The sequence below is a fragment of the Candidatus Pelagibacter sp. HIMB1495 genome (genome assembly GCF_052047955.1).
Classification (GTDB): domain Bacteria; phylum Pseudomonadota; class Alphaproteobacteria; order Pelagibacterales; family Pelagibacteraceae; genus Pelagibacter.
Genome location: NZ_JBNAIQ010000001.1, coordinates 154,616 through 170,417, shown reverse-complemented (window position 1 = coordinate 170,417; position 15,802 = coordinate 154,616). Strand labels below are relative to the sequence as shown.

Below are 15,802 nucleotides of genomic sequence, written 5' to 3'. Positions count from 1 at the left end.
GCAATGGAGAAAAAAACAAAATTAACAATATCCGGCTCTGTAAAGAAATCTATAAGAAATATTGAGATAGCTAAAACTCAAGGAAAAAATTCTAGAGTAATTGAAAAACAAGGTGGAAAATTCACTAATAGAGGTGGATCGTTTAGACCTGGTGTAGGAAAACCAAAATCTACCACTTCATTTAATAGAGGTGCACCATCAAAACCGTCTTTTGCACCGAAATCTCCTCCAATTACAAGCGATTTTGAAAGAAGAAAACTGGCAGAGCAAAGAGCCACCAAAAGACTTAAGGGAGATAGTGAAAAAGATAAAAAAACATTAAAAGCTGGAACAAAAAAAAGAGAATTAAAATTAACTGTTTCAAGAGCATTAAGTGACGAAATAGAAGCAAGAGAAAGAAGTTTAGCATCAGTAAAAAGAGCTCGACAAAAAGAGATGAAAAACTCTTCCAAAGAAGAGGCACAAGAAAATTCAAAACCAGTAAAAAGAGACATCAATATTCCAGAAGCAATAACTGTTAGAGAGTTAGCAAACAGAATGGCGGAACAGTCTAGCAATGTAATTAAATATTTATTTGGAATGGGTGTGACTGTAACAATTAATCAAACTTTAGCTGCTGATACAGCTGAATTTTTAGTTAAGGAATTTGGACATAATCCAATAAGAGAGGAAAAAGCAGAGGAAATTATTCAAAAAATAAAAGCTACTAGAGTAGAAAATTTAAAAAATAGACCACCTATTGTTACTGTTATGGGCCATGTTGATCATGGTAAGACTTCTGTTTTAGATGTTTTAAGAAGCGCTAATGTTGTTTCAGGAGAGTTTGGTGGAATTACTCAACATATCGGAGCATACCAAATTGAAAGTCAAAATAATAAATTAACTTTTATAGATACCCCAGGTCACGCAGCTTTTACAGAAATGAGAGCTAGAGGCTCTAAATTAACAGATGTAGTTGTTTTGGTTGTTGCAGCTGATGATGGAGTGAAGCCACAAACAGTCGAGTCTATAAAACATGCAAAAGCTGCGAATGTTCCAATAGTAGTTGCAATAAATAAGTGTGACCTTCCAGAAGCTGATCCGCAGAAAATTAAAAACCAACTACTTGAACATGAGTTAATAGCAGAAGATTTATCTGGTGACACTTTAATGGTTGAGGTTTCTACAAAAACAAAACAAAACTTAGATAAGTTAGTTGAGTCTATAATTTTACAAGCTGAAATATTAGATCTTAAAACAGATTATGAATCTAAAGCTACAGGTATAGTATTAGAGTCAAAAATAGATGTTGGAAGAGGACCGGTTGCAAATATTATTGTAACGACAGGTACTCTTAAAAAAGGTGATTTTTTTGTAAGCGGTTTAAAATGGGGAAAGGTTAGAGCAATTATTAATGATAAAGGTCAAAATATTAGCGAGGCTCCACCTTCAACTCCCATAGAAGTTTTGGGTATAAATGGTGCTGCTAAAGCTGGAGATGATTTTATTGTTTTAGATACTGAAAAAGAAGCTAAAACTCTGAGTGAAAATAGAGCTCAAGAGAGCAAAGATGGAAAAAACCCATTAACGTTTGCGACACAAGATTCTGCTTTCTCAGATAAATCTTCAGAGGAATTAAATTTAATTATTAAATCTGATGTACAAGGATCATCTGAGGCTATCAAAAATGCAATTGCTCAAATTAAACATGAAGAAGTAAAACCAAAAATAATATTAGCAGATATAGGAATGGTAACCGAAACTGATGTTACATTAGCCAAAGCATCCAATGCTGTTCTCATAGCCTTCAATGTAAAACCGAGTAAAGAGGCTAAAAAACTTGCTGAAAATGAAAAAATAAAAATCTCTTCTTATAATATCATTTATGAGGTGTTGGATTATGTTAAGCAAAAAATGTCTGGATTATTATCTCCTGATGTTCAAGAAACAATTACTGGAACAGCACAAATTCTTGAGATATTCAAAGTTTCAGGTGCCGGAAAAGTTGCAGGCTCAAAAATTACAGAAGGTGAAATAAATAGTAATTCTGATGTAAGAATTATTAGAGACGGCGCAATAATTTATACAGGAAAAGTTTCAACAATTTTCAGAGAAAAAAACCAAGTAAAACAGGTTAGTGATGGTCAAGAATGTGGAATTACTGTTAAAGATTATATGGATTTCCAAAAAAATGACACAATAGAGGCATTTAGTGTTACATCTACAGAGAGATCGATTTAATGGCTGATAGAATAGGAAAACCAGTATCACAAAGACAGCTTAGAGTTGGAGAGATGATTAAGCAGTCTTTAAGCATGATTTTTATAAGAAATGAGGCTAAGGTGCCTAATTTAGAAACAAACACTATAACAGTTACTGAGGTTAGAATGAGTCCTGATTTAAAAATTGCTAAAGCATATGTTCTTCCATTAGGAGGAAAAGATGCTGAGGAAACAATTAATGTTTTGAAGGAATACTCATTTTTAATAAGAAAAATTTTATCACAAAAAGTGGTTATGAAATTTTTACCAAAATTACTTTTTAGAAAAGATGAGTCTTTTGAGTATGCGGAAAAAATAGAAAACTTAATAAAACAAACAAATAAATAGGAAGAAAGAGGCATGAATAAAAAGGCACAAGAATTAGCAATGCATGATAAAGATACTGGATCTTCAGAAATCCAGATCGCTTTGCTAACAGAGAAAATTGAAACTCTCTCTAAGCATATTAAGCAATTCAAGAAGGATAAACATTCATCTGTAGGATTGTTGAGAGCGGTAAATAGAAGAAAGAAATTGTTAGAATACCTAAAGAAAAATAAAATGGATTCTTACAAAAATGTACTGTCAAAATTGAATTTAAGAAAATAATAGAAGTCAAGATAGATAGAACGGAATGGAACGAAACGAACGAAACGAAATGGAAATGAAATGTTTAAAGTATATAAGAAGGAAATTGAAGTAGCGGGAAAGAAGATAAGTTTAGAAACAGGTAAAGTAGCAAGACAGGCAGACGGCGCAATAATCGCAACATGTGGAGAGACAGTCGTACTAGCAACCGTAGTGGGGGCAAAAAAAGTAAATCCTGATATGGATTACTTTCCATTATCTGTAAATTACCAAGAGAAATATTATGCAGCTGGAAAAATTCCAGGTGGTTATTTTAAAAGAGAAGCAAGACCAACTGAGAGTGAAACATTAATCTCCAGATTAATTGATAGACCAATCAGACCTTTGTTTCCTGATGAATTTAAAAATGAAGTACAGTTATTACCAACTGTAATTTCATATGACAAAGAAAACGAACCAGATATTTTATCAATCACTGCATCATCAGCAGCATTGGCTATATCAGGAATGCCATTTATGGGTCCTGTAGGGGCCTCAAGGGTTGGACTTATAGATGGAAAATATGTTTTAAACCCTTCTAAAGCAGAGTTAGAAAAATCGAAATTAGATTTAGTTGTAGCAGGTACGAAAGATGCTGTGCTTATGGTTGAATCAGAAGCAAGTGGTTTAACAGAAGAAGAAATGTTAAATGCAGTTAAATTTGGTCACGAAGGCTTTGTTCCAGTAATTGAAATGATAGAGGAACTCGCAAAAGAATGTAGAAAACCTGAGTGGACAGTTGAGAAAAAAGATTTATCTGAAGTTAAGAAAAAACTTGAGGAAACTTTTACAGAAGATCTTAAAAAAGCTTTTGCTACAAGAGATAAACAAGATAGATCAAATCAAATTTCAGAAATTACTGATAAAGCTAAAAAACTTTATGAGGAAGATGAAAACTACACAGATCTTGATGTTAACAGTCAGCTAAAAAGCCTAGAAAAATCAATTGTTAGAACTGATATTCTAAAAAATAAAAATAGAATTGATGGAAGAGGTTTATCTGATGTAAGACCTATCGAGTGTGAAGTGGGTATTTTACCTAGAGCTCATGGTTCTTCATTATTTACTAGAGGAGAAACCCAAGCAATTGTTGTAGCAACTCTAGGAACTTCTGATGACGAACAAAGAATTGAAAGTTTAGATGGGCTTCAGAGAGAACGATTTATGCTTCACTATAATTTTCCTCCTTTTTCTGTTGGAGAAACTGGAAGAATTGGAACTGGTAGAAGAGAAATCGGACATGGTAAATTAGCTTGGAGAGCGATTAACTCTTCATTACCAACGAAAGAGGCATTTCCATATACTTTTAGAGTAGTTTCAGAAATAACTGAGTCTAATGGTTCTTCTTCTATGGCTACTGTTTGTGGAACGTCTTTAGCGTTAATGGACGCTGGAGTGCCAATTAAAGAGCCAGTTGCAGGTATTGCAATGGGTTTAATTAAGGAGGGTGATGATTTTAGTGTCTTATCAGACATCTTAGGTGATGAAGATCACCTAGGAGATATGGACTTTAAAGTTGCTGGAACTAAAGATGGAATTACTTCTCTTCAAATGGATATCAAAATTACAGGTATTACATTTGAAATCATGGAGCAAGCATTAAGCCAAGCTAAAGATGGAAGAGTTCATATCTTAGGAGAAATGAACAAAGCATTATCAGCTTCAAGATCTGATGTTGGAAAACATACTCCAAAAATGGAACAAGTTAATGTTGATAAAAAAGACATTGCTGCTGTCATTGGAAAAGGTGGTGCAACAATCAGAGAGATAGTTGAAAAGTCAGGTGCGAAAGTAGATGTAAATGACGAAGGTGTAGTTACAGTTGCTGCTCCAGATGAAGAGTCTAGAAACATCGCCATGCAAATGATTAAAGACATAACTGCAAAAGCTGAACTGAATAAAATTTATTCAGGCAAAGTAATGAAGATTATGGAATTTGGTGCATTTGTTAATTTCTTAGGAAAACAAGATGGACTTGTTCATATCTCAGAACTTGCAGACAAAAGAGTTGCTAAAGTTGCTGATGTTGTTAAAGAAGGCGATGAAGTAAAAGTTAAAGTGATTGGTTTCGATAGAGGTAAAGTTAAACTTTCTATGAAACAAGCTACTGAATAATAAATAGCTTAAATTTAAATTTTAAACCCCCTGAATGAGAGTTCTGGGGGTTTTTTTTTAACTAAAATTAACTAAATTTAGCTAATATTCTTTGGGTCAGGCATTCCAACTTTGTTATATCCTGCATCTACATAGTGAATTTCACCAGTAACTCCGTTTGCAAGATCACTTAATAGATATAATGCTGAATTTCCAACATCATGGATATCTACGTTTCTTTTGAGAAAAGAATGGTCTTCATTCCATTTATATAGGAATTTTGCATCTCCAATCGCAGAAGCTGCTAATGTTTTAATAGGGCCTGCACTTATTGCATTTACTCTCATGCCCTTGGCACCCAAATCTCGAGCTAGATACTTAACACTAGCTTCTAAAGCTGATTTACAAACACCCATTACGTTATAATTTGGAATTGCTTTAGTAGACTCGTAAGTTAAAGTTAATAAACTTCCGCCTTGTTTCATTACCTTTGAGGCTTCTTTTGCTACTTCAGTAAATGAAAAGCATGAGATTAACATACTTCTTAAAAAGTTTTCTCTAGTGGTATTTAAATATTCACCTGATAACTCTGATTTATCAGAGAAAGCAACTGCATGAACTACAAAGTCAATTTCACCCCATTGGGATTTGATATCTTCAAATAATTTTACAACCTCTTCTTTTTTTTCTACATCACAACTAAATGTAACGTTTGAATTTAATTTTTCTGCTAAAGGAACTACTCTTTTTTTCAAAGCATCGCCTAAATATGTAAATGCTAGTCCTGCCCCTGCTTCAGCAAGTTTTTGAGATATACCCCAGGCAATAGATCTTTCATTTGCAACGCCCATGATTAATCCCTTTTTGCCTTTCATTAAACTCATAAATTAAACCTTTTCAAAAATTAAAGCTGCATTAGTTCCACCAAAACCAAAGCTATTTGACATTACGGTATTTAAAGTTGCTCCCGTTTCAGTTTTTGAAACTATAGGAAATTTCTTAGCTTCTTCATCCATCTCACTTATGTTTGCAGAGCCAGCTATGAAATTATTCTTCATCATTATCAAACAGTAAATTGCTTCATGAACTGAAGCCGCACCAAGTGGATGTCCCGATAAAGATTTTGTCGAACTAATCTTTGGGATATTGTCTCCAAAAGTATTTTTAACTGCATTTAGCTCTGTGATATCTCCAACTGGAGTCGAAGTTCCATGAGTATTGATATAATCAATTTTATTTTTAGCAGTAGACATTGCCATTTGCATACATCTGACAGCACCTTCTCCTGATGGAGCTACCATATCGTATCCATCTGAAGTTGCTCCATAACCAGTTAATTCTGCGTATATTTTAGCACCTCTTGCTTTAGCGTGTTCATATTCCTCTAGCACTAACACACCTGCACCACCTGCAATTACAAAACCATCTCTTGTTTTGTCATATGCTCTTGATGCTGTTTCGGGAGCATCATTATATTTTGATGATAAAGCAGTCATCGCATCAAACATTGCCGTCATAGCCCAATGAACTTCTTCACTTCCACCAGCAAAAACAACATCTTGTTTTCCCATTTGAATTAATTCCATTGAATTACCAATACAGTGGCCACTTGTTGCGCAAGCAGAACTCATTGTGTAGTTGGTACCTTTAATTTTAAATGGAACAGCAAGTGTTGCAGAAGCTGTACTTGCCATTGTTCTTGGAACAATGAACGGTCCCATTAATTTTGGAGTTTTAGCCCTCGTTTTATCCGCAGCCAAAATAACATTTTCAATTGATGGACCACCAGAACCCATAACGATTCCAGTTTTAAAATTGCTAACTTCAGTTTCTTCTAATCCAGAATCCTCAATAGCTTCTTTCATTGCAATATAATTATAAGCTGAACCTGAACCCATAAATCTAATTGTTTTTCGATCGATATGATCTTCTAATTTTATATTTGGTTTACCATGAACATGACTTTTAAGATTATGTTCTTTATATTCCTCAGCATAAGAAATTCCTGATTTTGAATTAATTAATGATTGATGAACTTCCTTTTGGTTGTTTCCCAAACAAGAGACAATTCCTAATCCTGTAATTACTACTCTTCTCATTATTTAAATAACCCCACTTTTAAACTTTCTGCTGAATATATTTTTTTATCATCAGCAAGTACAATGCCATTGGCAAGACCAACAGTTGTTCCACCTGGCGACATAATTTTTTTCATATCTATTTCGTACCTTACATTTTTAACATTTTGTAAAACTTCACCAGTAAATTTTACAGTACCAACTCCTAGAGCTCTACCTTTGCCAGGATTTCCTAGCCAGCCCAGAAAAAATCCAACTAGTTGCCACATAGCATCTAAACCTAGACACCCAGGCATGACTGGATCCTCTTTAAAATGACAGTCAAAAAACCATAGATCGTTTTTTATATCTAATTCAGCCTTTAAAGAGCCTTTATTGAAAGCTCCATTATTCTCGTTGATTTCAGTTATTCTATCAAACATCAACATTGGAGGAAGTGGTAATTTTGCATTACCTGGTCCAAAAAGATCACCATTTCCGCAACTTATTAGATCGTCATATGAGTAGGAATTTTTTTTCATATTTTTTGAGAAACCTTATTACTTGATTTAATGCCAATATAATATAATAAAACTGTATATTTTTATTCATACATTAGAATAATTATAAAATACAATGGTAAAAAACTGTAATTTTGTTGAAAAATTAAGAGATTTAGGACTTAGACCCACTAAACAAAGGGTTAAAATGTGTGAAGTTCTATTTAATAGAGAAAAAACTTTTCATTTTACAATCAATGATCTCGTAAAAATGATTTCTGAGGAGATGAATGAAAAAATTTCTTTAGCAACAGTTTACAACACTGTTCATGCCTTTCAGAAAAAAGGTTATTTAAAAGAAATTTCGATCAACAGCGATAAAAGTTATTTTGATACAAACACATCTGTTCATCATCATTTTTATGATGAAGATACTCATCAGCTAATAGATTGTGATGAAAACGATATAGACCCAGTAAATATTAAAAAAAATATTACAGGAAAAAAAATAAATTCAGTTGAAGTTTTGGTTAAAGTTGCGAGTGATAATCAAAATCAAAAATAATTCAATTAAATCAATTATATAAAATCTAGATTATAATAATTCTAAACTATTGACATTAAAGTTTTAGACACTATATGGTCTATAAAGTTAAATTAAGGAGAAAAAAATGTCTTTAAAAGGAAGTAAAACAGAAGAGAACTTAAAAGCAGCATTCGCTGGTGAGAGTCAAGCAAATAGAAGATATCTTTATTTTGCACAAAAAGCTGACATCGAAGGTTATAATGATGTAGCTACAGTATTTAGATCAACAGCAGAAGGTGAAACTGGTCACGCACATGGTCATTTAGAATACCTTGAACAAGTTGGAGATCCAGCTACTGGGAAACCAATTGGTGAAACTAAAGCAAATTTAGCTTCAGCAATTGAGGGAGAAACACATGAATATACTGACATGTACCCAGGTATGGCTAAAACTGCAAGAGAAGAAGGTTTTGAGGAAATTGCAGATTGGTTTGAGACTTTAGCAAAAGCTGAAAAATCTCATGCTGGTAAATTTCAAAAAACTTTAGAGTCTATTGCCTAAATAATATTAATTAGTGGGCGTTTACCGCCCACTAAATTTAACAAAATTTCTAAAATCAAAAAAAATGAAAGAGCAACTTTTACAATTAATAAAAGATTGGTTTAATGAACCAGTGGTATTAGTTTCTTTATCATTAATTATAATTTCTAATATAATCGTATGAGCAAAGAAGGAAGTCTAGACGCCCCAATACGTCACCCTATTGATTTTGAGCATCCGGATTTTTTAAATCCTGATAAATTAGATGCAGAAATGCGAAGAGTGTTTGATATTTGTCATGGATGTCGAAGATGTTTTAATCTTTGTGATTCCTTTCCTAAATTGTTCGATATGATTGATGAGTCTGAAAATGAAGATGTAGAAAGTTTAAAAAGTGAGCAATTTGCTCCAGTTGTTGATGCCTGTACTCTTTGCGACATGTGTTTTATGACTAAATGTCCTTATGTACCTCCTCATGATTTTGATCTTGATTTCCCTCATTTAATGTTGAGGTACAGAACTGCACAGAAAAAATTAGGTAAATTACCAAGTGTTCCAATGCAATTAGCCCAAATAGATAGAAACGCAAAAATTGGGGTTTTATTTTCTAAAATAATTAATTGGGCATCAGATATAAAAAATAATTTGTTCAGAAAAATATTAGAGGTAGTTGCGGGTATCGATAAAAGGGTTCAACTTCCAAAATACAATTCAGAAACTTTTTCTAACTTTTTTAAGAAAAATAATGACAAAATAAACTACGAGACAAAAACTAATGATAGAAAAGTTGTAATTTATTCTACCTGTTTTGTTAATTTTAATAAAAAAAATACGGGTGTTGCAGCTTTAAAAGTTCTAAAGAAAAATGGTGTAGAAGTTCAAGAAGCCTATCCTGGATGTTGTGGAATGCCATTCTTAGAGCAAGCTGATCTTCCTAAAGTTGTGGAACAGGCTAAAAAAGTTTCTAAAGATTTAGTTGAATGGATTAACAAAGGTTACAAAGTTGTTACATTAACCGCTAGTTGTGGTTTAATGTTAAAATTTGAATGGCCATTGCTTTTACCTAATGATGATAAAATAAAAAAATTATCTGCAAATGTTATGGATATTGATGAGTATGTTGTTGATATTGCAAACAATGAGGGATTAGCAGATGGTTTACAAGAAATAGATGGTGGAGTGACAGTGCACCATGCGTGTCACGCAAGAGCGCAAAACATGGGTATCAAAGCGAGAGATATGCTTAAACTTATCCCGAATGTTAAAATTGATGTTGTGGAGAAATGTGCTGGGCATGGTGGAACTTTTGGTGTGATGAAAGAAACACATGATCTGGCCAATAAAGTAGGAAGACCAACTGCAAGACAAATTAAAACAAAAAATAACAAGTACATGGCTTCTGATTGTCCTTTAGCAGGTAAGCACTTAAAGCAGCTTGAAGTGGATACTAACATTTCCAATGATGAGGCACTACATCCTATCGAATTGATGGCTAAAAGTTATAAATTATGATTATGCCAAGAGAAAAAAGAGAGATACAAAAAGAAGACATAATGCCATTGGATGTCTACACAAAAAACAGAGGAGAATTAAGAAAAAATATTGTTGAATTTAAAAAAGATAGAAGAATTGCATTAGGACCTTATGCAACCTTTTATTTTGAAAGTTACGAGACAATGTTAGCTCAAGTTCAAGAAATGTTATATATTGAAAAAGGTGGAGATGAACAACTTAAGGATGAGTTGTCAGCATATAATCCTCTAATACCAAATGGTAAGGAATTAACAGCTACTTTGATGTTTGAAATAGATAATCCTATATCACGTGCAGCTTTCCTAGGAAAAGTGGGTGGAATAGAAGAAACAGTGTTTATGAAAATTAATGGAGAAAAAATAAAAGCTATACCAGAGGAAGATGTTGATAGAACATCAGCTGATGGAAAAGCTTCTTCAGTTCAATTTATTCATTTTAATTTTTCAGATGACCAAATAGCTAAATTTAAGTCTGAAGAAATTGAAGTTGAAATAGGAATAGATCATAAAGAATATTCCCATACTACCAAGCTGTCTGCAGAGAACAAAAAGTCTCTTTCTGCTGATTTTAGTTAATTAAATCCCCAGATATTATCTGTTTTAACCCAACCTTTATATTCTCCAGATGTTATTTGGCACCATTCTTGCTCACACTTTTCTAATATTAACAACCTACCTTCCTTAATAAGAGCAATTGGTTTTGCAAAAGATGTAGGGTTTTTAAATAAAATTTTATCCTTGATTGCTATTACAGAATTATTTTTTTTTAATTGAGATATATGTATCCACCCGCCATTATTTTTAAAGTCTATAATTCTTCTAAAGTTTTCTTTTTTATCTATTTGTTTTAAAGGAAGGTTAATTTTTTTGTAAACATATTTTACATCTGAATCAAAACTTGGACCGTACCTAACGTTTACTTTATTCTTTTTTAAAGAAACAAATATTTCATCAGCTGAACTTATTGATATTGATAAAATAAAAATTAAAATTATTCTTATAATTAATTGCATAAACAGTTTTTTCTTTTTTTAATTTTTGCTTTTCTAAAATTTAAATTTAATAAATCAATAATTAAAATATAATTATTTAAACTTTGGCCTATATTTAAAACATTTTTTAAAATTTCATTTGCTTGCATTGTGCCAACTATTCCTGCTACAGTTCCCAGGATCCCTTCATATTCACAATTGAGTATTTCATCTGATATTTTTTCCTCTTGATAAAAACATCGAAGGCATGGTTCTTTTTTATTTTTGAAATTAAATGTAAAGATATGACCATCAAATTTACTTATAGCACCAGTTACCAAAAACTTTTTATACTTTAAACTTAAATCATTAATTAGAAATTTACTTTCAAAATTATCAGTTCCATCAACAATATAATCGTAATCTTTAATAATTTTTTGAAAATTAGACTTATTTAATTTGTAATTAAAAATTTTTATTTTTGTTAAAGAATTAATGTTGTTTAATTTTTTTTTTGCTATTTTGACTTTTAGTTGATTTAAATCTTTCTCATTGAATAAACTCTGCCTATGAATATTTGAAAGGCTTATTCGATCATAATCCACAATTCCTAATGAGCCAACCCCTGACCTAGTCAAGAATTCTGCTACTGGGCACCCAAGACCACCCATGCCTATTATTAATACTTTTGCATTTGTAATTTTATTTTGACCTAAAATACCAATATTTTTTAATATGATCTGTCTTGAAAAACGTTCGATTTGTTTTTTGATTAATTTTTTGCTCATTTTCCTGTTGAGCCAAATCCGCCTTCGCCTCTAATAGTTTCTGGAAGCTCATCTGTTTCTTCAAAATTCATTTTTATCACTGGTACGAGAACCATTTGAGCTATTCTGTCTTTATTGTTTATTAAAAAATCTTCTTCTCCGTGATTGTAAAGTATTACTTTTATCTCACCCCTGTAATCACTATCTATTGTTCCTGGCGTATTTAAAACACTAATATTATTTTTTGCTGCTAAACCTGATCTAGGTCGTATTTGAATTTCAAATTCATTTGAAAAAGCAACGGCAATTCCAGTTGGAACTAAACAAGAATTTTGGGATTTAAGTATAATAGGTTCTTTTATAAATGCCATAAGATCCATTCCCGAAGCCCCTTCTGTTTTGTAGGCAGGTAGCTCTATTGAAGGATCTAATTTTTTAACAAGGATTTTTGCCATTAATTTAATTGATCAATTATTCTATCAACTATTTCTTCAGAAATTTCAGATTTTCTTTTGTATGGTAGGACTTCACTTTTTAAAGATTTATTTTTGTAGTGGATTACAACTTCATTATAATCTGAGTTAAATCCAATATTTTTTTTAGAAACATCATTAGCAATTATCCAATCACAATTCTTTTTATTTAATTTTTCTTCTGCATTTTTTAAAACTTCGTTTGTTTCTGCTGCAAAACCAATCACAATTTCAGGCCTCATAGAATTATGATTTGATATGTAATTTAAAATATCAATATTTTTTTCTAAATTTAAATTTAATGCTTCTTCTTTTTTTATTTTTGTTTGAGATTTATTTTTTACTTTAAAGTCTGATACTGCTGCTGAAAAAATTGCTACATCTACAGGTAAATTCTCTTGTGTAGCAGCAAACATTTCATCTGCTGTTTCAACTTCAATGAGTTTAATATCTTTTTCTACTTCTAGATTAGTTGGTCCTGAAATCAGTGTTGTATCAAAACCTTTTTTCGATAGACATTTAGCTAGTTCATATCCTTGTTTGCCACTTGATTTATTTGTTATAAAACGCACAGGGTCGATATACTCATTTGTTGGACCCGCAGTAACTAAAGCTTTAAATTTTTTATTTTGACTTTGGTTTAAAAAAAATTGATTTAACTCATCCGCAATTTTTAATGGCTCTGACATCTTACCTTCTCCGTATTCCCCGCATGCCATATCTCCTATTTCTGGACCAATAAACTTATAACCAAAATCTTTTAATTTTTTTAAATTAGTTTTTGTAGATTTATGTTCCCACATTCTAACATTCATAGCTGGTGCTAAATAAATTTGTTTATTTGAAGCAAGTATTACGGTAGAAGCCAAATCATCCGTAGTACCTTGTGCTAATTTTGAAATTGTATTTGCTGTAGTTGGTGCAACGATAACTACGTCTGCCCATCTAGAAAGTGAAATGTGATCCATTTCAGTTTCGTTTTCTAAGTTAAACAAATCACTATAAACTTTACCTTGAGATAATGATGCTACCGATAATGGAGTTACAAATTCTTTAGCACTAGAAGTAAGTATAGTTTTTATTTCTGCACCATTTTTTTTTAATAATCTAATCGTTTCAAGACTTTTATAAGCTGAAATACCACCACAAATAATAAAAAGAATTTTTTTGTTATTAAGATTTTTCATTTGCAGAATTAAAATACTATAAGACCAAAAATTACAAGAAGTAATAAACCAATAATAGATTGGTTTCTAAATGCTATCATTTCAGATTTTTTATCGTTTAAAGCTGTATAAGAATTGGAGTTTTGAGGAATTTGTCCGCTAGCTAAAAATGTTAGAGCTTGATTTGCTTTGTCCATGATTTCAGGTAACTCAGGTAATCTTTTAATTACTTCTGTACTATTTTTAAGTGTTTCGTTAAAATTATTTATAGGATCTTTTGTTTCCCTTAGCCAATTTTCAAGAACTGGTTTAGAGGTTGTCCAAATATTAGTGTTAGGATTTAATTTTCTTGCAACACCCTCAACTACAACCATTGTTTTTTGTAACATCAACAATTGAGGTTGAGTTTGCATATTGAATTTTTCTGTAACATCAAAAAGCTGTTTTAATAATTTTCCACCTGAAATATCTTTAACCTCTTGACCAAATATTGGCTCTCCTATTGACCTTAATGCTTGTGCAAGATCATCTATTGGCACATTTTTAGGGACTAATCCTGCTACCAAGTGAACCTCAGCAACTTTTTTATAATCTCTTTGTATAAATCCAAATAAAATTTCAGCTAAAAAACGTTTACTCATTTTGTCTAATCTACCCATTATGCCAAAATCTATTGGAGCTATTTGACCATTCTCATCAATAAATATATTTCCTTGGTGCATATCAGCATGAAAAAAACCATCCCTTACTGCATGTCTTAAAAAATGTTGGATAATATCTTCAGCAATTTTATTAGTATTTAAATTTCTTTTTTTCAGCTCTTCTGTTTCACGAATAGATACTCCATCTATCCAATCTAATGTCATTACATTCTCACTAGTAAAGTTCCAATATATTTCAGGAACTTTGAATCCAGCATCATTTTTTGTATTTTCTGCATATTCATTTGCGGCTGCTGCCTCAAACCTTAAATCCATTTCTAGGTTAGTTATTTCTTTCAACAAAAAAACAACTTCCACAAGTTTTAATCTTTTAGTTTTTTTTAAAAATGACTCAATGATAAATGCAAATAGCATCATCGCATCAATTTCTTCATTAAATATTTTTTTTATGTCTGGTCTTATAATTTTTATTGCTACATCTTTAATTGTACCATTGTCATTTATTTTAGCTTTATGAACTTGTGCTATTGATGCAGCAGCAACTGGCTCACTTAAATCAATAATAGAATTGTAAGCATCATTGCCTAAATCATTTTTAATTATTTCTTTTGCCCGATCAATAGAGAATGGTGGTACACGATCTTGTAATTTTTCCAGCTTTGTAGAAAGTTCTTCTCCTATAATATCAGGTCTAGTAGCTAAAAATTGACCTAATTTTATAAAAGTTGTACCCATCGACTCTAATGATTTCGAAAGTCTTTCACCATCATCTAGCGCATGATGACCCAATTCTTTTTTTTCAAAAGATATTGCTAATAGCTGAAATAAAATTGTGATCCCGACTGGCGGTCTTTTAAATTTAAAGGCAATATCTAAAATATCAGATTTTGCAATCTTTCTTCCTAATTTAAATAAAGTAATTAATTTTCTTAGCATTATATTTTCCAACCACTATGGATAGAAACTATACCACCTGAAAAGTTCCTATAATTACATTTCGTAAAATTATGCTTTTTCATTAAGTCAATTAATTCTTCTTGATTAATAAATTCTTCAATACTTTTTACTAAATATTCATATGGTTTTTTATCGCCAACAATAAATTGACCAATATGAGGAATTATTTTTGAATAGTTTTTATAAACAAAATCTAGGTTAGAGTTTTGAATTTTTGAAAATTCTAAACATAGAAATCTTCCGCCTGGTTTTAATACCCTATAAGCTTCAGATAGAGCTTTATCTAAATTCTTTGTATTTCTAAGACCAAAACTTATTGTGTAATAATCAAATTCGTTGTCTTGAAGTGGAAGCTTCTCAGCAGCTGCATTGATCCATTTTATATTTTTATAATTAGATAATTTTTGTTTGCCTTGATTAATCATACCTTTATTTGGATCTATACAAGTGACTTCTGAAATTTGCTTTGTACTATTCAAAAATAATTTACCAATATCTCCAGTTCCACAAGCAACATCTATTAACTTTCTATTTGGAGATGGTTTCATCATATTGATTAGACTTTTTTTCCAAAATCTATGAATACCCAGTGACATGAAATCATTCATTAAGTCGTATTTACTATAAACTTGATCGAAAACACCTTCCACAAGGCCTTTTTTATTTTGAAGATATTGTTGCATAAAAAA

At 31.5% G+C, this 15,802-nt stretch carries 17 protein-coding genes; 8 read left to right on the top strand and 9 right to left on the bottom strand.

Annotated features, from left to right (window positions below):
- Positions 1-3 precede the first annotated feature (3 nt).
- The 4 genes from infB to pnp are packed head-to-tail and all read left to right on the top strand — an operon-like array spanning position 4 to position 4,982.
- Complete coding sequence (gene infB / locus ACTTAW_RS00880; RefSeq protein WP_440650710.1) at positions 4-2,220, top strand: translation initiation factor IF-2; 2,217 nt, start codon at positions 4-6, stop codon at positions 2,218-2,220.
- Complete coding sequence (gene rbfA, locus ACTTAW_RS00875) at positions 2,220-2,588, top strand: 30S ribosome-binding factor RbfA (protein ID WP_075485631.1); 369 nt, start codon at positions 2,220-2,222, stop codon at positions 2,586-2,588. The genes infB and rbfA overlap by 1 nt, the downstream gene beginning before the upstream one ends.
- A 12-nt stretch (positions 2,589-2,600) precedes the next feature.
- On the top strand, positions 2,601-2,849 hold the full coding sequence (gene rpsO, locus ACTTAW_RS00870) for a 30S ribosomal protein S15 (RefSeq protein WP_075485648.1): 249 nt from the start codon (positions 2,601-2,603) through the stop codon (positions 2,847-2,849).
- Positions 2,850-2,909: 60 nt separating this feature from the next.
- Complete coding sequence (gene pnp, locus ACTTAW_RS00865) at positions 2,910-4,982, top strand: polyribonucleotide nucleotidyltransferase (protein WP_440650708.1); 2,073 nt, start codon at positions 2,910-2,912, stop codon at positions 4,980-4,982.
- A gap of 77 nt (positions 4,983-5,059) precedes the next feature.
- Here the strand turns inward: pnp and ACTTAW_RS00860 are convergent, their stop codons facing one another.
- The 3 genes from ACTTAW_RS00860 to fabA are packed head-to-tail and all read right to left on the bottom strand — an operon-like array spanning position 5,060 to position 7,560.
- The gene (locus tag ACTTAW_RS00860) at positions 5,060-5,845 is read right to left on the bottom strand and encodes an enoyl-ACP reductase FabI (protein WP_440650706.1); all 786 of its coding nucleotides are present in this window, start codon (positions 5,843-5,845) and stop codon (positions 5,060-5,062) included.
- A 3-nt stretch (positions 5,846-5,848) separates the two neighbouring features.
- Positions 5,849-7,060: a beta-ketoacyl-ACP synthase I gene (fabB, locus tag ACTTAW_RS00855; RefSeq protein ID WP_440650704.1), complete on the bottom strand. Its 1,212-nt coding sequence runs from the start codon at positions 7,058-7,060 to the stop codon at positions 5,849-5,851.
- The gene (fabA, locus tag ACTTAW_RS00850) at positions 7,060-7,560 is read right to left on the bottom strand and encodes a bifunctional 3-hydroxydecanoyl-ACP dehydratase/trans-2-decenoyl-ACP isomerase (RefSeq protein WP_428079165.1); all 501 of its coding nucleotides are present in this window, start codon (positions 7,558-7,560) and stop codon (positions 7,060-7,062) included. The genes fabB and fabA overlap by 1 nt, the downstream gene beginning before the upstream one ends.
- Before the next feature lie 94 nt (positions 7,561-7,654).
- Here fabA and ACTTAW_RS00845 point away from each other — a divergent pair, with 94 nt between their 5' ends.
- The 4 genes from ACTTAW_RS00845 (at position 7,655) to ACTTAW_RS00830 (ending at position 10,693) form a co-directional block, all read left to right on the top strand.
- Positions 7,655-8,083, top strand: a complete 429-nt coding sequence (locus tag ACTTAW_RS00845) for a Fur family transcriptional regulator (protein WP_440650703.1) — start codon at positions 7,655-7,657, stop codon at positions 8,081-8,083.
- Between the two features lie 106 nt (positions 8,084-8,189).
- Positions 8,190-8,606: a rubrerythrin family protein gene (locus ACTTAW_RS00840; protein WP_262590070.1), complete on the top strand. Its 417-nt coding sequence runs from the start codon at positions 8,190-8,192 to the stop codon at positions 8,604-8,606.
- 159 nt (positions 8,607-8,765) lie between these two features.
- Positions 8,766-10,097, top strand: a complete 1,332-nt coding sequence (locus ACTTAW_RS00835) for a (Fe-S)-binding protein (RefSeq protein ID WP_440650701.1) — start codon at positions 8,766-8,768, stop codon at positions 10,095-10,097.
- A gap of 2 nt (positions 10,098-10,099) precedes the next feature.
- A complete protein-coding gene (locus tag ACTTAW_RS00830) occupies positions 10,100-10,693 on the top strand; it encodes a DUF3501 family protein (RefSeq protein WP_440650700.1) in 594 nt (197 codons plus the stop codon).
- On the opposite strand, the gene ACTTAW_RS00825 is transcribed toward ACTTAW_RS00830, so the two are convergent.
- The 6 genes from ACTTAW_RS00825 to ubiE are packed head-to-tail and all read right to left on the bottom strand — an operon-like array spanning position 10,690 to position 15,796.
- A complete protein-coding gene (locus ACTTAW_RS00825; RefSeq protein WP_440650699.1) occupies positions 10,690-11,130 on the bottom strand; it encodes an SH3 domain-containing protein in 441 nt (146 codons plus the stop codon). The two genes, ACTTAW_RS00830 and ACTTAW_RS00825, sit on opposite strands and share 4 nt — an antisense overlap.
- A complete protein-coding gene (locus tag ACTTAW_RS00820) occupies positions 11,121-11,876 on the bottom strand; it encodes a HesA/MoeB/ThiF family protein (RefSeq protein ID WP_440650697.1) in 756 nt (251 codons plus the stop codon). The genes ACTTAW_RS00825 and ACTTAW_RS00820 overlap by 10 nt, the downstream gene beginning before the upstream one ends.
- Positions 11,873-12,310 carry a dUTP diphosphatase gene (gene dut, locus ACTTAW_RS00815; protein WP_440650695.1) on the bottom strand — a complete coding sequence of 146 codons (438 nt, stop codon included), beginning with the start codon at positions 12,308-12,310 and terminating at the stop codon, positions 11,873-11,875. Before dut ends, ACTTAW_RS00820 begins: the two co-directional genes overlap by 4 nt.
- The gene (gene coaBC / locus ACTTAW_RS00810) at positions 12,310-13,515 is read right to left on the bottom strand and encodes a bifunctional phosphopantothenoylcysteine decarboxylase/phosphopantothenate--cysteine ligase CoaBC (protein ID WP_440650693.1); all 1,206 of its coding nucleotides are present in this window, start codon (positions 13,513-13,515) and stop codon (positions 12,310-12,312) included. The genes dut and coaBC overlap by 1 nt, the downstream gene beginning before the upstream one ends.
- Before the next feature lie 8 nt (positions 13,516-13,523).
- Entirely contained in the window at positions 13,524-15,092 is a 1,569-nt protein-coding gene (ubiB, locus tag ACTTAW_RS00805; protein ID WP_440650691.1) for a 2-polyprenylphenol 6-hydroxylase, read from the bottom strand.
- Complete coding sequence (gene ubiE, locus ACTTAW_RS00800) at positions 15,092-15,796, bottom strand: bifunctional demethylmenaquinone methyltransferase/2-methoxy-6-polyprenyl-1,4-benzoquinol methylase UbiE (protein ID WP_440650690.1); 705 nt, start codon at positions 15,794-15,796, stop codon at positions 15,092-15,094. The genes ubiB and ubiE overlap by 1 nt, the downstream gene beginning before the upstream one ends.
- Positions 15,797-15,802: the final 6 nt, after the last annotated feature.